General features: G+C 43.0%; 22 protein-coding genes. 11 read left to right on the forward strand and 11 right to left on the reverse strand.

The genetic code is table 11. From position 1 onward, the window contains the following. Positions 1–162: 162 nt before the first annotated feature. The 4 genes from AC3D28_RS16190 (at position 163) to AC3D28_RS16205 (ending at position 1,995) form a co-directional block, all read left to right on the forward strand. The gene (locus tag AC3D28_RS16190; RefSeq protein ID WP_005375625.1) at positions 163–372 is read left to right on the forward strand and encodes a cold-shock protein; all 210 of its coding nucleotides are present in this window, start codon (positions 163–165) and stop codon (positions 370–372) included. A 78-nt stretch (positions 373–450) separates the two neighbouring features. Beyond that, positions 451–996, forward strand: coding sequence for a YaeQ family protein (locus AC3D28_RS16195; protein ID WP_488536682.1), 546 nt, complete (start codon positions 451–453; stop codon positions 994–996). Beyond that, positions 983–1,525 (forward strand): hypothetical protein, encoded by a 543-nt coding sequence (locus AC3D28_RS16200; protein WP_488536683.1) that lies wholly within the window; start codon positions 983–985, stop codon positions 1,523–1,525. The genes AC3D28_RS16195 and AC3D28_RS16200 overlap by 14 nt, the downstream gene beginning before the upstream one ends. 110 nt (positions 1,526–1,635) lie before the next feature. Next, positions 1,636–1,995: a glutaredoxin family protein gene (locus AC3D28_RS16205; RefSeq protein ID WP_488536684.1), complete on the forward strand. Its 360-nt coding sequence runs from the start codon at positions 1,636–1,638 to the stop codon at positions 1,993–1,995. A gap of 75 nt (positions 1,996–2,070) precedes the next feature. On the opposite strand, the gene AC3D28_RS16210 is transcribed toward AC3D28_RS16205, so the two are convergent. Continuing rightward, complete coding sequence (locus AC3D28_RS16210; protein WP_098414521.1) at positions 2,071–2,697, reverse strand: OmpA family protein; 627 nt, start codon at positions 2,695–2,697, stop codon at positions 2,071–2,073. 277 nt (positions 2,698–2,974) lie between these two features. Here AC3D28_RS16210 and AC3D28_RS16215 point away from each other — a divergent pair, with 277 nt between their 5' ends. Then, the gene (locus tag AC3D28_RS16215) at positions 2,975–3,607 is read left to right on the forward strand and encodes a thiol:disulfide interchange protein DsbA/DsbL (RefSeq protein ID WP_488536685.1); all 633 of its coding nucleotides are present in this window, start codon (positions 2,975–2,977) and stop codon (positions 3,605–3,607) included. A 13-nt stretch (positions 3,608–3,620) separates the two neighbouring features. Continuing rightward, complete coding sequence (bamJ, locus tag AC3D28_RS16220; RefSeq protein ID WP_488536686.1) at positions 3,621–4,094, forward strand: BamJ family beta-barrel-assembly machinery protein; 474 nt, start codon at positions 3,621–3,623, stop codon at positions 4,092–4,094. Between the two features lie 311 nt (positions 4,095–4,405). Here the strand turns inward: bamJ and AC3D28_RS16225 are convergent, their stop codons facing one another. Beyond that, positions 4,406–4,981, reverse strand: a complete 576-nt coding sequence (locus AC3D28_RS16225) for a class I SAM-dependent DNA methyltransferase (RefSeq protein WP_488536687.1) — start codon at positions 4,979–4,981, stop codon at positions 4,406–4,408. A gap of 171 nt (positions 4,982–5,152) precedes the next feature. On the opposite strand from AC3D28_RS16225, the gene AC3D28_RS16230 reads away from it, so the two are divergent. Beyond that, positions 5,153–6,031 carry a LysR family transcriptional regulator gene (locus AC3D28_RS16230; protein WP_488536688.1) on the forward strand — a complete coding sequence of 293 codons (879 nt, stop codon included), beginning with the start codon at positions 5,153–5,155 and terminating at the stop codon, positions 6,029–6,031. Between the two features lie 176 nt (positions 6,032–6,207). Then, on the forward strand, positions 6,208–7,104 hold the full coding sequence (locus tag AC3D28_RS16235) for a cation diffusion facilitator family transporter (protein ID WP_488536689.1): 897 nt from the start codon (positions 6,208–6,210) through the stop codon (positions 7,102–7,104). Between the two features lie 76 nt (positions 7,105–7,180). On the opposite strand, the gene yddG is transcribed toward AC3D28_RS16235, so the two are convergent. Next, positions 7,181–8,083, reverse strand: coding sequence for an aromatic amino acid DMT transporter YddG (gene yddG / locus AC3D28_RS16240; protein ID WP_488536690.1), 903 nt, complete (start codon positions 8,081–8,083; stop codon positions 7,181–7,183). A 283-nt stretch (positions 8,084–8,366) separates the two neighbouring features. On the opposite strand from yddG, the gene elbB reads away from it, so the two are divergent. The 3 genes from elbB to AC3D28_RS16255 all read left to right on the forward strand — a co-directional run bounded on the left by elbB (position 8,367) and on the right by AC3D28_RS16255 (position 11,017). Further along, positions 8,367–9,017, forward strand: a complete 651-nt coding sequence (elbB, locus tag AC3D28_RS16245; protein WP_488536691.1) for an isoprenoid biosynthesis glyoxalase ElbB — start codon at positions 8,367–8,369, stop codon at positions 9,015–9,017. 153 nt (positions 9,018–9,170) lie between these two features. Further along, the gene (locus AC3D28_RS16250) at positions 9,171–10,247 is read left to right on the forward strand and encodes a PQQ-dependent sugar dehydrogenase (RefSeq protein WP_488536692.1); all 1,077 of its coding nucleotides are present in this window, start codon (positions 9,171–9,173) and stop codon (positions 10,245–10,247) included. Between the two features lie 149 nt (positions 10,248–10,396). Next, on the forward strand, positions 10,397–11,017 hold the full coding sequence (locus AC3D28_RS16255) for an HAD family hydrolase (protein ID WP_488536693.1): 621 nt from the start codon (positions 10,397–10,399) through the stop codon (positions 11,015–11,017). Positions 11,018–11,098: 81 nt separating this feature from the next. Here the strand turns inward: AC3D28_RS16255 and AC3D28_RS16260 are convergent, their stop codons facing one another. The 8 genes from AC3D28_RS16260 to aroG form a co-directional block, all read right to left on the reverse strand. Beyond that, complete coding sequence (locus AC3D28_RS16260; protein ID WP_098414210.1) at positions 11,099–11,578, reverse strand: Dps family protein; 480 nt, start codon at positions 11,576–11,578, stop codon at positions 11,099–11,101. 312 nt (positions 11,579–11,890) lie between these two features. Then, the gene (locus tag AC3D28_RS16265) at positions 11,891–13,099 is read right to left on the reverse strand and encodes a hypothetical protein (RefSeq protein ID WP_488536694.1); all 1,209 of its coding nucleotides are present in this window, start codon (positions 13,097–13,099) and stop codon (positions 11,891–11,893) included. Beyond that, positions 13,089–13,805 (reverse strand): ABC transporter ATP-binding protein, encoded by a 717-nt coding sequence (locus AC3D28_RS16270; RefSeq protein WP_488536695.1) that lies wholly within the window; start codon positions 13,803–13,805, stop codon positions 13,089–13,091. Before AC3D28_RS16270 ends, AC3D28_RS16265 begins: the two co-directional genes overlap by 11 nt. Beyond that, on the reverse strand, positions 13,805–15,040 hold the full coding sequence (locus AC3D28_RS16275) for an ABC transporter permease (protein ID WP_488536696.1): 1,236 nt from the start codon (positions 15,038–15,040) through the stop codon (positions 13,805–13,807). Before AC3D28_RS16275 ends, AC3D28_RS16270 begins: the two co-directional genes overlap by 1 nt. Further along, a complete protein-coding gene (locus tag AC3D28_RS16280; protein ID WP_488536697.1) occupies positions 15,034–16,260 on the reverse strand; it encodes an ABC transporter permease in 1,227 nt (408 codons plus the stop codon). The genes AC3D28_RS16275 and AC3D28_RS16280 overlap by 7 nt, the downstream gene beginning before the upstream one ends. Before the next feature lie 34 nt (positions 16,261–16,294). Then, positions 16,295–17,041 carry an outer membrane lipoprotein-sorting protein gene (locus AC3D28_RS16285; protein WP_488536698.1) on the reverse strand — a complete coding sequence of 249 codons (747 nt, stop codon included), beginning with the start codon at positions 17,039–17,041 and terminating at the stop codon, positions 16,295–16,297. A gap of 384 nt (positions 17,042–17,425) precedes the next feature. After that, entirely contained in the window at positions 17,426–18,994 is a 1,569-nt protein-coding gene (locus AC3D28_RS16290) for a methyl-accepting chemotaxis protein (protein WP_488536699.1), read from the reverse strand. A 225-nt stretch (positions 18,995–19,219) separates the two neighbouring features. Then, positions 19,220–20,272, reverse strand: coding sequence for a 3-deoxy-7-phosphoheptulonate synthase AroG (gene aroG, locus AC3D28_RS16295; protein WP_488536700.1), 1,053 nt, complete (start codon positions 20,270–20,272; stop codon positions 19,220–19,222). Between the last annotated feature and the right edge of the window lie 391 nt (positions 20,273–20,663).

Here is a 20,663-nt window from a genome sequence, read left to right on the forward strand (position 1 = left end):
CTTAGACTCGAACGCAGCTAGAAAGAAAGTTCTTTGTTTTCACATTTCGTTGGATTACTTGTAACCCGCCGTCCTGTGGTACGCAATAGCAATTTATTTTTTCACGCTATAAGCGCCGTTGAGGCGAAAGATTACACAAATTTAGATATTTAGGAAATAAACATGTCTAACACAGCTACTGGCACAGTTAAGTGGTTCAACGAAACTAAAGGCTTCGGTTTCATTCAACAAGAAAACGGTCCTGACGTATTTGCTCACTTCTCTGCAATCACTGGCGACGGCTTCCGTACTCTAGTTGAAGGTCAGAAAGTAGAATTTGTTATCTCTCAAGGCCAGAAAGGTCCTCAAGCAGAGCAAATCAAAGTACTTTAATTCTTAAAGAATTTGATACGATAGCCAGCTTTTAGCTGGCTATTTTTTTGCCTAAACTTACCACATCGATAAAAATCCATGGCTCTAAAACCCACTATCTATAAACTTCGTATCGCTATTTCCGATATGAATAATGACCATTACGCCTCAAAAAACCTGACGATTGCCCTTCACCCTTCTGAAAAGCCACAGCGAATGCTGGCACGAATTTTAGCCTACTGTCTAAATGCACAAAGTGACTTAGCGTTTACTAAAGGGCTTTCTACCACTGAAGAGCCTGATTTGTGGCATGTCAGTGATGATCAGAGCATCACTCACTGGATTGAGATTGGTGAACCAGACCCCGATAGAGTCAAGAAGGCGTCTCGCTTAGCAAAACAAGTCAAAGTCTATACTTATAATACAAAATCTTCAGTATGGTGGGAGAAGATGGCGGGTAAGTTTTCAATGCTTCCTGTCTGTGTAGAGAGCTTTGACTACGAAGCTATCGACTCAATTTGTCAGCATCTTGACCGCAGTACTCGCCTATCTGTTATGATTATTGGCAGCTCTATATTTGTTGATATTGATGATCAACACGTCGAAGTAACGGTGAAGGAACTACAAACCCATGACGTCTCTTAATGAACTAGTTCAAGACATGGAATTCAAAGCAATTCCCTTCGTTAAAGAACATAAAGCGTCAAAACGACGTTGGTTAAAAGAACAGTCTCCACTTTTCACTAAAGTTTGTAAAAACAAGCCGACTACAGCTCCCGCTCTTCATCTGTTGGGCCTTTTAACTAAATCACATATTGAAGCGAGTGCATTGTATGAGCAACACGCTCATTCGGCCCAGAAAATGCAGCAAGTTCTAACAGACTCTTTGGGTGATGAGCATGCAGGTAAGTTTACCAACCAGTCTGCAGAAGACCTGATATTGATTACTCATCTTTGGCTATATACTCAAGGTTACTTGAACATGGACTTTAGCTTAGCGCATGATCATGCAGAGCAAACTCAAAACACATTGCAATATGAACTTGTGATAAAGCACATTGATGTCGACCTATTTCGAACGGAGCTCATGCAAAGTTTTTATTTGGGGAGAGAAGCTAACCCAACATCAAATAGCGGATTCTTAGGGTGGTTAAAACGCCTATTCACCTTATAAATCTCATGGTTTAATCTACACTAAACAACTGATAGACTCCGAATTTCCTGCAAAAAACAGCATGATTGTATCCGTAAAGGCACTTATCCATTGAACATCAAGAGATCATTATGAAATTTATCCGTTGGATTTTAGGCAAGGTTATATTGTTACTGAATGCCATATTTTCACCTCGTGGTGTTACACGTAATGCAGAAGAACAACGAAGTGTTGACGAGAAAGCAAAACAGTACGCACTTTATCAATTTGAAGCTTGTCCTTTTTGCGTAAAAGTCCGTCGTGCAATGAAACGACAATCTGTAAATATTGAATTACGTGACGCGAAGAACAGCCCGATTCATCGTGCTGAGTTTGAACAAGGTGGTGGCCGAGTCAAAGTCCCTTGTCTTCGTATCGAAAAAGATGGTGAACCGAAGTGGCTATATGAGTCATCTGACATCATCGCTTATATTGAAAAAGAATTTGCCTAAGCTCCCCCTATGAGCATTGCCGTGATGTAAAAGAGGCACCAAAACGATGCCTCTTTTACTATTTCTATCGACGGACTATTCTTCAACAATCAATGTCAGCTCTACACGTCTATTGCAGGCTTTCCCTTTAGATGTCGTATTACTGCATCGAGGAACAGACTCACCAAACCCACGAGAAAAAATGCGTTGACGCGGTATCCCCGTCATCAATAGTTGCTTCTCTACTTCACGGGCTCGTTTTTCCGATAACGCATCGTTAAAGGTAGCAGCCCCCGTGTTATCAGCATGTCCATTGATGACCACATCCACATCTATTACCCCCGAAAGGTAGTCACCGATATTTCGAATCCAACTTTGAGATAGTGACGATAACTGCGCTGATCCGGTTTGAAAGTAAACTTGATCTTTCAAACGTATCATCACATGATTCCCCCTGAGCGTTTCATGAGGGATGTTATGCTTAGTCAAGAACCTTTCCAAAGAGGTCACATTTTGCGATTTTTTTGCCGAATCTCTCTTCGAATTATAAACGTGAGAAGAAGCAGCCACTCGGGATGAACTCGCATAACCCCATTCAGGATGTCTTAGCTCGGTGTTTGTTCTTGGAGCCGTATCCAATATGTTCCCACCGGGAATCATATCTTGATTGATGCTGCTACATCCTGTCAGAATGCCGCAAACAATTAAAAACCACTGCTTCATACCGTTACCAACGTAGTAAACTCTGCCCATTATATCGACAAGGCGTGCCTGTTCTTTAGCGCTTTTTGCTCGCTCATTGTGGTTCAATCCACACCTTTCATGCGCTGGGTTAAATATGGGCCGCTCCAAAAGACAAACACCTACGATTGTACATGTGGTTACTTCAAGGCTCAGGAACCAATCTGTTACTGGTTGTCTCACTTTATTGTTATTTAATGGTTTTAGTCACTATCGTTAACCGATAAAATAACGCAAATTTCTTATTTAGAGCGTTATTATGTTCAAAACCATATCGAAAAGCTTTGCTTTAGTTGCCGTCGTCGCCATTCTGTCGGCATGTGATAACGGCAATACTCAGCCCCAGCAAGGCAAACAATATGAAGTTCTGCCTGTATCACTGCAAGAATACGATTTAGCTCCTCTTACCGAAGCATTCTCTTTAACATGTGGCCACTGTCGCTCCATGGAAGAATTCGTCCCTCAGATCGAATCCTTAACAGAACAGAACGTTGAGAAGATGCATGTTACGTTCAATGAAAATGCGCGAGTGAGCGCGATCATCTTCTACACTGCAGCCATGCAGCTAGAAGCAACACCTGACAAAGCGTTTATGGCTGACCTTTTTTCCGCGGTGCAAATGGGCGCTGAAGCGACTGCTGACGAGCGCCAAATCGCGGTAGAGAAAACGTTTGAATCTCGCAACCTCATCAGCCCTTATCATCTGGATGAAGCGCAACAGAAACAACTTTTCGACTACATCACAAAAGCGGAAGCTATCACTACACGTGGTCAGATTAACTCCGTACCGGCTTTTATCGTAAACGGAAAATACCAAGTAATTACAGGTGGTCATGAAAGCATCGAGGCCATTGCAGAGACCATTAACTATTTACTAAAACAACCTAAATAGACAGGAGTTCAACGTGTCTAAATTTTTATTCCCTCTTATTATTTTTATTTTGGCGGGCTTTTTTATTTACCGTACATGGACGAACCATAAAGTTGCAGATGAAAACTTCGCCAAAGGCCAAGCGTTTTTGTTAGAAAACGGTAAAAAAGAAGGTGTCATCACAACAGAAAGCGGCCTTCAATACATGATTCTTGAAAAAGGGGAAGGCGATGCTCATCCAACCGCAGCCAGTAAAGTAAAGGTGCATTACCATGGCACGCTGATCGATGGCACTGTATTCGACAGTTCAGTGAACCGTGGTGAACCGATTTCTTTTGGTCTTAACCAAGTAATCAAAGGTTGGCAAGAAGGTCTTCAATACATGGTAGAAGGCGAAAAGATACGCCTATTCGTACCAAGCACATTAGGTTACGGTAAAAGCGGCTCTGGGCCAATTCCACCCGCCAGTGTGTTGATCTTCGATATTGAGCTTTTAGAAATTCAATAGGCTCATACCAGACAACCTAAATTCAGGTTATAAATAACCCCACTTTACGAGTGGGGTTAACTTTTATTGAGTGAGCATTCAGGCTCGAATGTGATTTCCTGTCTTTCCTCGTTTTAAGCTTAGATAAACCGTCAATTCAATTGCCTTCTTTTTTAATGAATGCTCTCCCGTGCTTCTCAAATAGAACCGTCAAAGCTAGTTCATTGATATTTTTAAGCCACGATTGTTGACTATCATTATATTTGGACTTTCGTTAAGCCTAAAGTCGAACGAGCAAGCTTGCTTGTATCATTTTATTTCTTCGTTTAGCTTTAGCGACGACCAACGCCCATTAATACTGACATCGTCTTCCCTTCCGAGGTAATCTCAAAAACTTTTCTCGATTCCACTTGAACGAAACCTGCTTGATGCAATGCATTTTCAGATTTTGCGATCGTAAAACCATCTTTTTCCGATTCAGAAATCCAATCAAAATGAACAAAATAACCGCTTGGGTTAAGTAAAGAATGTGAGATCTTTAACGAGGCGTCGAGATCTTCTACAAACGTCAAAACTGACGATGCAACAACAAGGTCAAATTGTCCACGAAATGCAGGATGCTGAGCCACCAAACCACGTGACAATGCATCGACTACAGGTTCTACGTTGGCAAGTTCTTTCTTATCAAGTTCTTCAATCATGGCTTCCGATGCGTCTAATGCCACAATATCTTTCACTGTTGGTGATAATAACTGACTTAACTGCCCTGTTCCGCATCCAAAATCTAATACTTTAATGCCATCAAGCTGAGTTAGTTGTTGTAACTGCTCAAACACCGACTGCGCAAATTGCTCTGTTGCTGGATTTGATTCCCAGTTTTTTGCTAAGCCGTCCCACTCTTGTGCCATCGTGGCCTCCATGTTCACTTTTTGTAACCCACATAGATTACCGTAAAACCATTAAAAGACCATAGACTTATCTGGCGGATTCGTGCTTTTTTCGATAATCTTTCACCGCTTTGGGAGCATATCTGCAATATACCCATATTATTCAAATTCATTTATTGGTTGTGTCAAATCATGAATTTATCTCAAGTAGAAGCGTTCTGTACCATTGCGGAGTGTGGTTCAGTTTCTGAAGCCGCTAGGCAGTTGGACTGTAACCGAACCAAACTCAGTATGGCGATAAAAGCGCTGGAAAAAGATCTCGATGTTGAGTTGTTTACTCGCACGGGTAACCAGCTGACGATGTCTGAAGCGGGTAAAGCCATTTATAAAGATTGTGAATATCTACTCATCACTGCTCAACGTATCCGGAAAACCTGTGCCCAAATTTCAGAAGGATTTAACGCCGAAGTATGGGTGGCTAGGGATGACTCCTTACCTGACGATTTATGGCAGGAACTCTCTCATACCCTCAACAACCTTTTTCCTTCAACCATGTTCAACTTGATTCTTGCCTCAAGCGGTGACTTAGCGAACTTAGTCAGCACACACCAAGTAGACTTTGCTTTTGGCGTCGATTACGAACGCGTTGACGACCCGCGAATCGTGTACAACCCGCTGGGTAAAATACGGATGATGTCGGTATGCAGTGCTGACCATCGATTAAGTAAGATGCGCCGAGTCTCTGACGAGGACTTGCGCAGCCAAATGCAAGCACTGATGGTTTACTTAAACGAGAAAGACAATCCCGAACTAGAACCATTTTCGACACGATATATTGGTTTTTCTAGTTTTGACTACATGCTCAACACCATCTTGGAAGAAGATGCTTGGGGTGTATTGCCAGAGCCATTGATTCGTCATTATCTTCGTCAGCAAAAATTAGCCGTGATCAAACACACTTACGGATTAACTCAAGAAGACTACTGTATGTTTTCGCCTAACGGTCAAACAGAACACCCAGCGATGACATGGTTAGCGGATAAATTAAGCGAGTATTTATTTGACTTCTAAACATTCTTTCAGTGAGTGTCAATTTTAATGACACCAAAGTTAATCTTCAAGTCATTGTTTTTAAAGTAAATGATATAAAAAACAATTCCCATGACCAAATCCTGTTCAGTTTGCAGTTGCCTAAATCACCTTATGAGAGAAGAATAGCGAAGTATTAAAATTTAAAGGCATCAATTATGTGCGACAGGACAAGCAAAAACGAAAACCATATTTTAATCGTTTCAGCCCTTTTGGCATCTGGGTTTGCAGCTGTTGGTATGGTACTTGGCTTGCTTGTGGGATCGATTGTCATCGTTTTTGACGGTGTTTACTCTTTGGTCAGCTTACTGTTAACTTTATTGTCACTGGCCGCTTCTTATTATATTAGCAAGCCCTCAAAATCCATATTTCCATTTGGTAAAGCCGTCCTAGAACCCATTGTTATCACGATAAAGGCGGCGGTTATCTTAGTGGTGGTGATATTGTCTCTTTATTCTGCTATCTCAGCGTTGATGTCTGGAGGTCGTGAGGTCGATACTTCTATTGCGACCCTCTTTGGTGTCGTGAACGTTATCGGTTGTGGCTACGCTTGGTGGTTTATGACAAAACGTAGCCGTCGCTTCTCATCAGGTTTAATTGAAGCGGAGAAAAAACAGTGGCAGATGGACACATTATTAAGTGTGGCTGTAACAATCGGCTTTGTAACAGCTTGGTTGATATCACTGACCCCATTTGCTCACTACGCGGTCTACGCAGACCCAATGATGATGGTTCTGATGGGGTTTTACTTCTTGAAAGTGCCTTTTGATATGTTGGTTGGTGCACTACGTGAACTATTAATGATGACGCCAAGTAAAGAACTTTGCCAAGTCGTCGGTAATGACGTCCTTGAAATCGAAAAGGTATCTGATCAGCGACTCAAATTGACAGGCATCACTAAAGTCGGTCAAGAACTGCGCGTAAATATCGATTTTCACGTTGACGACGACAGCATCGCACTGGATAAACTAGAACAAACTCGAACTCAATTAACCACTCGTTTGTCGAAGCACAGATTCAAACTTCAACTCCATTTAAACGTTGCAAATTGTTAGAACACGAAAGAAAAGCTCCCATCGAGGAGCTTTTTTTACATTTTCTATAAGCTAGGCATCCTACAGTAACGCCTATCTAACCTGCTGCTTCGCGCTTCTCTTTGGTGACGACCCAACAAAGCAGCGAGCCCACCGTGACCATTACAACTCCCTGCCAAAAGCTTTGACTTAATGTGACCCCTAGGATAATGGACGAGAACAAAGCAGAAAAAATTGGCGTAAAGTAAGAAAGCGTCGCCAGAAAGACCATGTTTCCTCCAACAATAGCAATATTCCACAAACCATAACCGCACGCCATCAACGCCGCAGAAGCAAATAAATAGCCCATCGCTGCCCAAGAAAAGGTCATGGTAGGTTCATCAGTAAATGCGAACTTCACCCAAAGCGAAACAGCGGTTGCAATGAAAAACAACGTAATCGCATTATGTTTAGACTGTTGTCGCTGAGTCAAATTGCAATAAACAGCCCAAATCACCGCGCCCGTAAACGCCATAAAGTACACCAACGGATTACCACTCACATTAGATATAATTTGTGTCACCGATAGGCCGTTATCACCACTTACCGTCCAAGCTACCCCGACAAACGCCAGCGTGATAGCAGGATAAAGTAACCAGTTCGGTTTTTTATTGCTGCCTAACACAGCAAATAGCACGGTCAGAGCAGGCCAAAGATAGTTAACAATAGAGACTTCGATAGCTTGCGCGCGCGAATTCGAGTACCCCAACGCCAAAGCGAGGAATATCTCATAGCAGACGAACATCGCTCCACCAATGACGAGATACTTTGGAGAGAAGTAAGACAGCTTCGGAATACCAACAACGATAAGAAGAAATGCAGAGCTAAGAGAATACAACATAGCCGCCCCACCTACAGGCCCTAGACTTTCAGTGACCAACCTCGCGATGCCTAACAAGCAGCTCCAAGAGAGGATGGCAATACAACCATAAAGAGTGAAACGAAATTGCACTGATTTCATGTGACCTACTACCATAAATGCCAAAGGAAACGTCAGCTTAACTCAAAAATGTTAAGCTTCAACATCGTGTTGTATAAAAATCGGTATAAAAATCACTCCATAAAACGTTCGGAATCGACATGAAACATTTTCTGCCTCAAGTGTTATGCTGACACCCTTTGTTGTGCGCTACTATGATGAAGAAGAAGACGACGATGGTGGAATCATCGAAACTAATACCAGTTCTCAATTTCTAAATGCAACAGAGCAACAAACGGAAACCTCAGACTAAAGGAGTCCTCAAATGAAAAAAGTCGCAGTGATCTTCAGTGGTTCAGGTGTTTACGATGGCACAGAGCTACATGAAGCCGTATTAGCACTTCATGCTATTGAAAAAGCAGGCGCATCTTGGCAGTGCTTTGCTCCTAACATCGAACAGTTACACGTGATAAACCACCTAACGGGTAAAGAGATGGATGAAACACGAAATGTGTTAGTGGAATCTGCCCGCCTTGCTCGTGGAAATATTGACGATGTCGCTAGGCTTAATCCTGAAGAGTTTGATGCACTATTGTTACCTGGGGGCTTCGGTGCGGCCAAAAATCTCACCGATTTTGCAGTATCGGGCGCTGAATGCTCGATCAATACTCATGTTGCTCAAGCTTGCCGCGCATTCGCCCGTGTCAAAAAACCTGCGGGTTACCTATGTATCTCTCCCATCATTATCCCAATGATTTATGGGCAAGGCGTAAAAGGAACAATCGGAAATGATGAGACAGTCTCAGTGGCATTTAATCAGATGGGGGGTGAACACATCGCCTGCTCCGTCGAAGAAGTTGTGTTTGATGAAAAACACAACGTTCTTTCAACGCCCGCTTACATGTTAGCCGAGAATGTTTCTCAAGCCGCTTCAGGTATCGAAAAGTTAGTGTCTAAGCTCATCGAAATAGCCTAATTACAGGTAGTTAACTTATAAACTATCTTCTCATCCCCATTGATAATTAAATTATTAGTGGGGATTTTTACATTCATACACAACTCCCCCCTGCCAAGTACATCGTTTCGTGTTAAATTTTAAACATAAACACATTTCAAATTGGAAGGAACCATGAGAATTGTTGCTGCTACCCTACTCGTTTGTCTATCCCTTTCTGTCCACGCTGCCAAATACCGTGCCAATGAAATCGCCAATGGGTTTCAGATCCCTTGGGGGATTGAGTTCATAGATGAACAACGGGTCATCGTGAATGAAAAAAACGGCACGGTGTTACTACTCACTATCACCTCTGGAAAACGCCAAACTCTTTTTAAAGCACCGGACGTGAACACCAGAGGCCAAGCAGGATTACTCGATGTTGCGGTTGCTCCGAACACCAATAAGCAGAACCCACAACTGTTCTTCACTTACAGTAAACGCACCAACCAAGGAAACACGGTCGCTTTAGCCACCGCCAAGCTCAAAAACAGTGACTTGGTCAGTTGGAAAGATCTGTTTGTGGCAGATGCGATTTCGGACACTGGTAGACACTTTGGCAGTCGTATTGCGTTTGCTAATGGCAAAGTTTACTTCTCCATTGGTGACCGTGGTGAGCGCGATAACGGACAAAATACTCACACTCATGCAGGCAGCATTCTACGCTTAAATCTCGATGGCTCTGTGCCGCAAGATAACCCTTTTAAATCCTCTACGGCAAAGCCGGAGATCTGGAGCTACGGCCATAGAAACCCACAAGGTTTGTTTTACGACGAAAAAACTAAACGGCTATGGTCAACTGAGCACGGTCCACGAGGTGGTGACGAGATCAACCTCATCAAGAAGGGAGAAAATTACGGTTGGGCCAAAGTCTCTCAAGGTAAAGAATACTGGGGGCCATTGGATGTGGGTGATGCCAAATCGCTGCCAGGAATGGAAGATCCTAAGCTGGTTTACATTCCATCCATCGCGCCAAGTAATATGATTTTGTATCGCGGTAACAAGTACCCAGAATTGAACGGAAAAATATTGGTCGGTGCACTGAAATTAACCCATATTAATGTCGTGTCGTTTGATAACGGTAAACTGATAGAATCGGATCGTTTGATGGAGAGTCTTGGTGAGCGAGTAAGAGATATCACCACCAGCCCAGAGGGCGACATCTACTTTTCTACCGATAGTGGCAAGATTTTCCGCCTCGAACAAAGGTAACCAATAACCAAACCAACAAGTTATTAAATCTATCCAACTTGTGACGCACCTGTGATTTATTTCGTGCAAGTAAATCAGCAGAATCTAAGATTAGTAATAACCCTTTTGTTTTTAATAAGATAGTTTGGCTTAAGTTGTATGAGGTCACCATGGTTCCTTTTCCATTAAAACTTGAAAGAGTCAAAGCCGTTATTTTCGACTTAGACAATACCTTAGTCAGTTCGGAGATGAACTTTAGAGATCTTCGCCGGCAACTTGGCTGTCCGCAAACGGAGGACTTATTGGATTTTGTGGAGAGAATTGACCACCCACACCATAAAGAACATGCGCACAACGTGATTTCCAACCATGAAATATCCGATGCAGAGCAATCTTCGCCAATGATTGGTTGTCACGAATTACTGGCTTACCTGAACGAACATCAGGTTAGGACGGCCATTGTGACACGCAATTGCCTCATTGCGACCCAACAAAAGTTAAAACACAACCAAATTAACATTGAGCGAGTGTTGACCCGCGAATGCTACCCTCCAAAACCTGACCCATTATCACTACAAATGCTAGCCAAAGAGTGGCGATTGATGTCAGATGAGATGTTATATGTAGGTGATTATCTCTACGATTTACAAGCCGCCTATAACGCTCATATGCCCTCCTGCCTTATTCATCATGATACCACCAAGCAGTTTCACCACTCAGCCTCTCTCGCCGTAAAAGAATTGAGCGATTTATTAGTCCATTTTCAATCTATGCAACACACTTCCAACTGAATCGGTAAAGAACATCAACAAAAAAGGAGCACCTGAGTGCTCCTTTGGCTTATTTCCCGAAGGTTTTATCTGTGCTCGTCATTAACCTTGAAGGTAAGCGTTAAGCATCCACATTAGTTTCTCTTGTTCACGGATGTAATCACCCATCAATGCTGACGTACCTTCATCACCTGCATCACCTGCGTTTTGTAAAATTTCTCGTTGTTTAAGCAGCAAAACGCTAAAGCCGTCGACTAGGCCTCTGACACATTCCCCACCGGAAGTTGCGTTTTGATGCTCTTTAATTTCGCTTGATTCCAAGTAGTGACTGAACGCGTGCGATGGGGTGTAACCCAAAGTGAGAATACGCTCAGCAAGCTCATCAATTTTGGTTTGTAGGTCTGTATAAATTTCTTCAAATTTGACATGTAATTCGAAGAATTGATGACCTTTGATGTTCCAATGATAACCGCGAGTATTCATATACAATACTTGGTAATGCGCTAGTAGCTGATTCAGTTGTTGAGCGAGTTGTTCGGATTGTTGACGATCAAGACCGATTAGGCTGACTTGTTTACTCATAATCTGGCTCCTAGTTAAATAACATTTAAAAATCATTTTGCAGTATCTGCTGCTGATGGGATCATAATAGATCTGAGCACGAAGAAAGGAAATTCGGTTTTAACTATAACGTTGATAACTAAACTCTATGAGCAATTAGATTAGACAGGAAGTATAATAAGTAAGCCCTCACGCATTTAAATGACCCTTTCACATAACGACGCTTATGCATATTAACTCCATGAATTATATGGATAAAGAAGCAACGTCAAACGAAACATTGTTTGTTATTAATAACACACCTTAAAAATAACTGCTCAATGAGTCGCGCATTTAAAAGCTATACCGAACATTGGCAAACACCAAGATTGCCGGCGTTTCACCAAACAAGCTGTTACTAGCACCGTTAAAGCTTTGAGCTACCGTTAACAGCTGCCAGTTATTAGCAAGCGAATAATTACTGGATAACCCCGCAAAGTAAGATCCATCATCGTAATAGCTTGTTGATAGTGTGATGCGGTTAAGCGCGGTTAAATCGAAACTGACATCGGCATACACAGTATGCTCGGTAAAGCTCAACGTTTTTGCAGTAAGGGGTAAGCTCAGATAAGAAAGTGCATTGTTTGCTTGCTGGGGCTCCGAAATAAACAACCAAGCACCTCTTGTCATCCAACTGCGTGCGCCACCAAAGCTATAATCGAGGTCTAAGCTGGCGACGGTGGCTTGCTTAGTTGGTTGACCTTGATATAACACCTCAATAGGATCAAACCAGCTCAGCTCACCACGAAAGCCCGCTTGATAGACATCTGTCGCGAATCCAACGCCCAGCACATAATCTTGCCGAGCGCGCCCCGCAATGACTTGATAGTCCCAACCAGAGGCATTAGCGAAATAACGCAGCGCCACAGTGTTTTGTCGATCTCGCTTTGAGGGAGAGAAGGTCAAATCTAACCCCTCGGCGAATCCAAGCTTTTTGCTGAGCATCACCGCGTCTGTGCCCGCTCGCTCTTCATAGTCAAAATCATAAATAGAGTAGGCGTTGTAAATGTCGTTAGGATTCCAAATCGTATTCATCGACCAATTAACCCGAAACCGTCCTAGCTTTACACTTCTATCTTGGTTACCCCAAGAAACATACAATCTATCTAATTGAGAGTTCAGGATTACATTACCCTCTCGCCAATTTTTACTTAGGTCAAAATAACCATTATCCAGCGCCACCAAATCAGCGTATAGTGGGATGTCAAGCGCGTCGCCCCATAATGCTCTGTTTCTCATGCCGAGGTTGATACGCCAATCTGGCGAAAAACGATATTCAACATTAATACGATTGTGGACTAAGTGATCGAGTGTATTCACCTGCTCTTCCAGAAGACTGTACGTGGCCATATACTTTACATACCCATCGATATCCCAAGCCCTTTTAGGCTCTAACCCAGGAACGTTAGCACGAGATTGAAAACTCCATGCGGCAAGGGATAACGCTGACATAAACAGCCAAAGCTGAAATGACGTGACGATGCTCTCTCCCTTACCACGCATGGCTCTTCTCTGCTCTGTTATCGATATTGGTAAAATCTCTGGCAAGGCGCCCGTCTTCAAACACAATGATCCGATGTGCACGCTTAATCACTCTGGGATCATGAGTAGAGAAGATAAATGTCGTGCCCTCCTGCTCACTGAGTTGCTCCATGATATTGAGAAGCTCTGCGGTGCTTTTAGCATCTAAGTTTGCCGTTGGCTCATCCGCCATCACAAACCGAGGTTTGGGAGCCAGCGCTCTCGCGACCGCTACTCGTTGTTGTTGACCACCTGACATTTTACTTGGACGTTTATGCATCTGCGCCGATAACCCAACCTGTTGCAGTAAAGCGGTAGCTCGTTCACGACACTCTCTTTCCGTTTTACCTTGTAACTGCATCACAAATTCGACATTTTCGATCGCGGTCAGTACTGGTAGCAGACTGTAATCTTGAAAGATAAAGCCGATATTATCTCGCCGATAAGCTATCAACTCCTTTTCCGACATACTTGAAATTAAACAACCATCGATTTCAACTCGACCTGATGTTGGTGCATCAATACCACCCAGCATGTTTAACAGCGTCGTTTTTCCTGACCCAGATGGCCCCATAATTGCCACAAACTCGCCTTGTTTGATCTCCAAGTCTACGTTTTGAACCGCGTGCACTGGGAAATCACTGTTTGGGTTGTAAGTCTTGGTTAAGCGCTCCAATTTGATCGTCATTACGTTTTCTCCGCCATGGCATCCACCGGTCGGTGCTTTAGAATTTGTCTTGCTGGGTACAACGCTGCGAATAAGCTTGCAACAAAAATGGCCACAATAATCATTTGATACTCATAAAACGAAACCCTCGGATAAAGTAATGTATCAACGCCATACGCTCCCAAGCCATCCGCTAATCCACTAAGAGATAAACCAGTTATACTCAATATTTTCAACATGGCGGCGCTTCCTACCAGCCCCAACGTACAGCCACTCAAACCAAGAAACAGAGTCTCTAAAATAATCAGTATGCGGATTTTGTGCTGCTGCATCCCAACGGCCATTAACACACCAAACTCTCTGGTTCTTTCAAATACCGACATCAACATAATATTGATAATCCCCAGCGTCATGGCCAACACAAAGACAACGAGCATGACTTGATTGGAGATATCCATTGAACTCATCATAGTGGCAAGTAGAGGCTGTATTTCTAACCATTTTCTCACCGCCAATCGTGCCTGATTATTTTCTGTCAATATTGATAACGTAAACGCTTCAGTCAGCTCTAGCACTGCGCTGTCATTGGAATCCAATAAAATTGCAATCTCATGCGCCCCCATTAAACCCGCGACTTTTTCAAGATCCATCTTGCGAACATAGACATTGCCATCATCAAAGGTCGTGGATGGCGTTTTGAAGATACCTCGAATACGGAAAGCCGCGCCCGCGACATCACCATTGATATCAGATAACGTCAGAATAACTTTCGATCCAACGCGTAGTTTCAATCGGTTTGCGGTTTTTTGGGAAACAAGAATGGGATTTTTACCCTCTTTATCCAACCATTGCCCTACTACAATATGTTCTTTCAGTGGCGTGATTTTTTGTTCTTGCTCAATACTGATACCGTTGATCCGGATCCCCCGCGTACTACGAGCAGAAGCAATCATCCCCTCGACAAGAAAACGTGCCGACACCGCTTTTACACCTTGCTGAGCAGTCAAAGCCGCTACTATGGCTTGATACCCAGTTATCGTATCGTTGAGATCAGGGTTGATAAGATAGGATTGCTGATGAATTTGTAAGTGGCTGGTTTGCCAAGCAATGGCATTTTTGGTCATGCTGTCTACCAAACCGTTCATAAAACCAATCATGGCGACAACTCCCATTAAGCCAAATACCATTGCGCCTAACATGATGGATGTCCTGAGTTTATTTCGCCACAGATTACGCCAAGCCAATTTAATCAACATGCGCGCCCCCCTTTCAGCCCACTTGCAATAGGCAAACGAAGAAGGCGAACCACTGGATATACAAGGCACAACGACAAAATAATCAGCACTACTATAATTTGATCTATCAACAGATACGGCTCAACTGAAACAGGGACGACCGACTCAAAACCACTCTCCAACATCACCTGAGCAGCTTCTCCAGTAATCTCAATAGGGTTGAAGTAGAAATACGCAAGCACTGGCGCACTGATAAAGATACCAAGTATCAGACCTATCACAGATATAAACAGCGACTCAATCGTTACCAACCCTATCAATTTACTGCGCAACATACCGGTGGCGAGCATCACGGCAAATTCCCGCTGCCGCTCCAATGTTGTCATCACAAACGTTGCAAACAAGCCAAACCCGACAATACCGTACAAGATATAGATTAAAAAAATTCCACCGGCCTTATCTAAGGCGATTTGTTGTGAAAGCTCTGGCGACAACTCTTGCCAACTCTTGACCGCGACATCACTGCTATATTCGCGCTTCAACTCTTCGACAACCTCAGGTAATTCACGCAAACTGCGAGAATGAAGCACCCAAGCAGTGACTTGCTTCTCAAGAGAATAAAGAGTTTGTGCCGAATCGAGAGGCATGTAGACGAGTTGAGAATCTAACTGTTGCAACGGAAAGTGCAGAATACCTGAAATCTGGTACAGTCCGGCGGCCGTTTGACCACGATAGCCAGAACCATACAACACCAGTTCATCGCCAACCTTCAAATGAAGATAGTTTGCCAGCCCCTCACCAACAAGTACTGAATTTTGCCCTGATGAAATAAACTGCCCTTGCACAATTTTGTCGCTGATACTGGAATAATCATCCTCAGCTGCAGGCTCAACCCCTAAAACCATAACGCCTTTGGAGCGCTCATCCTTGGCAGCAAGTGCAAAGGACTCAATTCGTGGCAGTACAAGGTTAATGTTCGGATTTTGTATTGCGGCTGAAATAAATGTTTTCGTGTACGGCAAGACATCATCAATGCTCGAAGAATCACTAAATTCTGGATGTTGCAACTGGATCAACCCAGTGTAGAACTTCGCGGCATTTTTAATATTTGAGGAATAGCTTCCTTCTTGGAAAGCACGAGTAAGTAAAGAAAGAAACAGCACAAGCGCTAGCGCAGAAGCGGTAAGTAGCGTCCGCCGTTTTTGCCGCCATAAATTTCGCCATGCAAGTTTGATGAGCATCCGATTCTCACCTCTTATTTAAACTGAAATAACCCTAATCTCGCAACGACTTCATTTGTTGCTGAGAGAAAAAGTCAGCGCCGATATCAAAGTCAAATTGCGCCTGATGTGTGGTCAAAACCGTTTTATTACCCGGCTCATCCAGCGGCTGCATTTCCATTCGAGTCGCCACTTTTCTACCGCCCAACTCTTTAACCTCGTAAGTGGTCAAAACATTCACTAACTCGTCAAATTCATCGTAAAATTCCACTTTACGTTGCAAATAGTTCGACTGAGAGATCCACAACCTGACTTTACTCCAAACCACGGGAGCCTCAGGCTTAGCAAACGCATCAATTATCCAGACCTTATCGTTATCGAAGGTATCGCTATCAATTAGCTGATGTTGATAGTCGACAACAATAGAGGACTGATTAATCAGATCATCATTAGTAAAGTCAGAGCCCATCCACGATTGGCTGAGCATGGATGGGGCAATTTTAATCACTCGCTCGATGCTCGGCACCCAGTTCCACATTTCTCTATGACGCTTCAAAGAGGCACTGCCTTTGTCTTTTGCTGGCGCGGTAACGAGTACCAATGATAACTCCGTGCCTTTGGTCCAACTCTTCATTGTCATGGAGCGCGTCCAATCAGGACGAACAATATCCATCGTAGCTTCACTATAACTGGAGTTTCCGCGCATCGCTTGATCAGATTTTTGCACAATTTCGAACGCATTCTCGGCGTAAGAGAGTGAGGAGCAAAACAAACAAAGTAGAACAACTGACCTTTTATACATAACTTCCCTCAGGATCATGCCAAGAATGATGTGAGTTAGAATCGCTTGAAATTCAAATAAGTATAGCAAGAGAGAAGTTTAGGATAGCGATTAAGGACGAAAAACGTTAAGGCATGCATGAGAGTAGATTTGGTCTGCAGTTTAGGATAACTGACATACCTCGTGATTTTTCTCTGTTGATTTCCCCCTTTACATGAGTGGCACCGTATACACACTTAAAAAAGTAAGTAACAAGATCAATCTAATAAAACAAGATGAGTATGGTGAGGCGTTTTTTTTTGAAGATAAAGCGGTTTTCTCCCCGAAAAACCGCCCTGAAACTTTTTAGTGTTTTTATATGAATGTGAGTAAATTCAACCAACACTCAGAAAATCAACGTTGCTGTTACGATTGCTTATCTTCAAATCGAATCGCCAGTTGATAGAAGTCCTGTACCTGCTCTTTCAACTGGTGGCTAGTTTGCTCAACAGAGTGAGTCGCTGCTAAGTTTTGCTCCGCTGTAGAAGCAATCGAATGAATGTGCTGGTTCACGTCACTCGATAGCGTAAGCTGATTATTCGCCGCTTCTGCAACATCGCCCATCAAACCACTCATGGTTTGCATCATCTGCTCGACTTCAGACAAACGCTGTGCACTTCGCTCTGCAACTTGAGAGCATGAGTCGGTCTGCTCCTTGTTAGCTAGAATGTCTTTTTGCCAACCTACAATCGTCGATAACATGGCAGAAATAGACGTTTGAATTTGTTCCGTCGCATTCGAGGTACGCCCGGAAAGTGCTCTTACTTCATCAGCAACAACGGCAAAACCACGTCCTTGCTCACCTGCCCGTGCAGCTTCAATTGCTGCATTAAGTGCCAGTAAGTTTGTTTGTTCAGCAATCCCACCAATCTCTTCCATCAGTTGATTTACTCTTTGAGCCTGATCGCTGAGTTGATATGTCGTTTCCGTCGCTTTTTCTGCTTGAAGGCTGAGTTGTGACAGATTGGCATGCGTTTGATCAATACTCTCTTTCGCCATTAAGCATGACTGCAAAGTGTCATCAATCAACAAATTCGCATCATTGGTACTGGAAGAAACCGAATTTGCTGAGAGTTCTACTGCTTGAGTCGCGTCACGCACATGATGAATATCAGTATTTTGTTGATTCAGTGCCGCCGAGACTTCTTTCGTGGTTTGATTCAATTCTTCTGCGCAATGTTGTAGCGGCAACGCAGAATCAGTCATGCGCCCTAATACGGTTCGAATTCTTGCCGACAGCATTTTGACATGAAAATCGGCAATCGAAAAAGCGGTATTCCCTGAATAGATCAAACGGCTCACACTATCATATTGCTTTTGCAGTTTTTTAAGTTGTTGAGGTGTATCAATAAGCTCTTGACGGAAAAGCAATGCTAACACACCAGCAGGCAGGGCACTTGCAAGCCAAGCAAGTGGTCCTTCAACAGACAACACGTACGCAAGCGCAGGTGCGGTTAATGCGCCAAGAAGAATCGCGTAACGAACCGTTTCGTTAATTTTCAGCGACCAAGTACGACCTGACTTCTCTGCTACTTGCATACTCTTGTACGCATTGGTTGCGATATCAACCCATTCGCGCTTAGGCTTCACACGCACAGATTGATAGCCAACGACCTGCTTATTTTCATAAATTGGCGTTACATAGGCATCCACCCAATAATAACCGCCTGACTTAGTCGCATTTTTTACTATCCCACGCCACGGTTTACCTTCTTTGAGGCGAGCCCACATATCACCAAAGGCGGCTTTAGGCATGTCGCTATGGCGAACAATGTTGTGATTCTGACCAACGAGTTCTTGGTGTGTATACTCCGCAATACGACAAAACGCGTCATTACAGTATATGATCACACCTTTTAAGTTGGTGGTTGAAACAAGTTCTTCAGTATCTCCTACGAGAGTTTCTTGAGCTGTATGAGAAAGATTGGCGGACATAAACAAAACTTCTATATTCTTATTAATTTTGGCACGATATATACATTATTATCGGAGTTATTACAAAATGTTAGATAAAAAGTCTTATTCAGTCGACATTTTTAAATTTGAAAACCAGACAATGAGAAATGAGCAAAAGAAGTACGATACTCATCATTATTGAGCTAATAAAAAAGAGCCAGAGACGTACGCCTCTGGCTCCTTAAATTTCAGCCTTCAGAAAACTTATTTATGTCGGCGTGCTTTTACCGCTGCAGAAAGTTGACGTAATACCGTTTCAGTCTCTTCCCAACCGAGACAAGCATCAGTAATAGATTGACCATAAGTAGCGGCCTTGCCATCAACAAGATCTTGACGACCTTCCACAAGATGAGACTCAATCATGACACCGAAAATAGCGTCTTCCCCACCAGTGATCTGCTCAGAAACATCGTCAGACACCAACATCTGACGCTTAAATTGCTTTGAACTGTTCGCGTGGCTAAAGTCGATCATCACTTTCTTCGGTAAACCAGCTGCATCCAACTCATCTTTGATTTGAGCAACATGCGCTGCACTGTAGTTTGGTTCTGTACCACCACGAAGGATGATATGGCAGTCAGGATTTCCCGCCGTTTCTACAATAGCAGAGTGTCCGTATTTGGTGACTGATAAAAAGTGGTGAGAAGCACTGGCAGAACGAATAGCATCACTCGCGATCTTAATATTACCGTCGGTGCCATTTTTAAACCCAACAGGACAAGATAAACCGGAGGCTAATTCACGGTGAACCTGTGATTCTGTGGTGCGTGCTCCAATGGCTCCCCAACTGATGAGATCCGCCACATACTGAGGCGTAATCATATCAAGGAACTCACTGGCGGTAGGCAGGCCCATGTCTGTTAAATCAAGCAGGAGCTTGCGCCCGATGCGTAGACCATCGTTGAGCTTGTAAGTATCGTCTAAATACGGATCGTTAATCAGACCTTTCCATCCAACCGTCGTGCGTGGTTTCTCGAAATAAACTCGCATCACAACTTCTAGCTGCTCACCGAGTTCATCGCGTAATACTTTTAATTTTTGACCATACTTAACCGCCGCTTCAGGATCATGTATTGAGCAAGGACCCACAATAACAAGCAGTCGGTCATCCTTCCCTTGTAAAATGTTGTGAATAGCGTTACGGCAATCAAAAGTCGTTGAAGAAGCAGTTTCTGTCGCTGGAAACTTCTCTAAGACTGCAACGGGTGGCAATAACTCTTTTACTCTATTTATTCTTACATCATCAGTTTGAAACATTACTTCTACTTCCTAATTGTTATTTCGGACCCAGTTTTACCGACTATACTCATACAACATTGTTCATAAAGAGACTAGCAACAAGGGATCCAGTCATTTCTTGTTTGCCGTTTCAGTAACTTATCGGCTCGACCATGGAGTTGCAATCAGTTTTTTAAAAAAAATGCAAACCAAAGCCACCTGTTAACTTACACACACATCGTAAAAAAAAAATTACACTTACCACTCAAAATAATCATCAACTTTCTTATAACCTTAAAAACATTTACTACAATGTAATAAATATCAGAAGTTTGTGGGGGTGTTTAGTTAAAAAAATGTATCGAAATATCATTTTTTGTTGCTTGATGTCAAACGAAACCAATATTAAACTAGTTTCTTATAAACGCTA

The organism is Vibrio sp. TAP-3B (genome assembly GCF_057784735.1).

What these genes read in the sequence shown, in the direction of transcription:
- AC3D28_RS16190 (WP_005375625.1), top strand. Translation starts at nt 163, where the DNA reads ATGTCTAACACAGCTACTGGCACAGTTAAGTGGTTCAACGAAACTAAA.
- AC3D28_RS16195 (WP_488536682.1), top strand. Translation starts at nt 451, where the DNA reads ATGGCTCTAAAACCCACTATCTATAAACTTCGTATCGCTATTTCCGAT.
- AC3D28_RS16200 (WP_488536683.1), top strand. Translation starts at nt 983, where the DNA reads ATGACGTCTCTTAATGAACTAGTTCAAGACATGGAATTCAAAGCAATT.
- AC3D28_RS16205 (WP_488536684.1), top strand. Translation starts at nt 1,636, where the DNA reads ATGAAATTTATCCGTTGGATTTTAGGCAAGGTTATATTGTTACTGAAT.
- AC3D28_RS16210 (WP_098414521.1), bottom strand. Translation starts at nt 2,697, where the DNA reads ATGAAGCAGTGGTTTTTAATTGTTTGCGGCATTCTGACAGGATGTAGC.
- AC3D28_RS16215 (WP_488536685.1), top strand. Translation starts at nt 2,975, where the DNA reads ATGTTCAAAACCATATCGAAAAGCTTTGCTTTAGTTGCCGTCGTCGCC.
- AC3D28_RS16225 (WP_488536687.1), bottom strand. Translation starts at nt 4,981, where the DNA reads ATGGCACAAGAGTGGGACGGCTTAGCAAAAAACTGGGAATCAAATCCA.
- AC3D28_RS16230 (WP_488536688.1), top strand. Translation starts at nt 5,153, where the DNA reads ATGAATTTATCTCAAGTAGAAGCGTTCTGTACCATTGCGGAGTGTGGT.
- AC3D28_RS16235 (WP_488536689.1), top strand. Translation starts at nt 6,208, where the DNA reads ATGTGCGACAGGACAAGCAAAAACGAAAACCATATTTTAATCGTTTCA.
- yddG (WP_488536690.1), bottom strand. Translation starts at nt 8,083, where the DNA reads ATGAAATCAGTGCAATTTCGTTTCACTCTTTATGGTTGTATTGCCATC.
- elbB (WP_488536691.1), top strand. Translation starts at nt 8,367, where the DNA reads ATGAAAAAAGTCGCAGTGATCTTCAGTGGTTCAGGTGTTTACGATGGC.
- AC3D28_RS16250 (WP_488536692.1), top strand. Translation starts at nt 9,171, where the DNA reads ATGAGAATTGTTGCTGCTACCCTACTCGTTTGTCTATCCCTTTCTGTC.
- AC3D28_RS16255 (WP_488536693.1), top strand. Translation starts at nt 10,397, where the DNA reads ATGGTTCCTTTTCCATTAAAACTTGAAAGAGTCAAAGCCGTTATTTTC.
- AC3D28_RS16260 (WP_098414210.1), bottom strand. Translation starts at nt 11,578, where the DNA reads ATGAGTAAACAAGTCAGCCTAATCGGTCTTGATCGTCAACAATCCGAA.
- AC3D28_RS16265 (WP_488536694.1), bottom strand. Translation starts at nt 13,099, where the DNA reads ATGCGTGGTAAGGGAGAGAGCATCGTCACGTCATTTCAGCTTTGGCTG.
- AC3D28_RS16270 (WP_488536695.1), bottom strand. Translation starts at nt 13,805, where the DNA reads ATGACGATCAAATTGGAGCGCTTAACCAAGACTTACAACCCAAACAGT.
- AC3D28_RS16275 (WP_488536696.1), bottom strand. Translation starts at nt 15,040, where the DNA reads ATGTTGATTAAATTGGCTTGGCGTAATCTGTGGCGAAATAAACTCAGG.
- AC3D28_RS16280 (WP_488536697.1), bottom strand. Translation starts at nt 16,260, where the DNA reads ATGCTCATCAAACTTGCATGGCGAAATTTATGGCGGCAAAAACGGCGG.
- AC3D28_RS16285 (WP_488536698.1), bottom strand. Translation starts at nt 17,041, where the DNA reads ATGTATAAAAGGTCAGTTGTTCTACTTTGTTTGTTTTGCTCCTCACTC.
- AC3D28_RS16290 (WP_488536699.1), bottom strand. Translation starts at nt 18,994, where the DNA reads ATGTCCGCCAATCTTTCTCATACAGCTCAAGAAACTCTCGTAGGAGAT.
- aroG (WP_488536700.1), bottom strand. Translation starts at nt 20,272, where the DNA reads ATGTTTCAAACTGATGATGTAAGAATAAATAGAGTAAAAGAGTTATTG.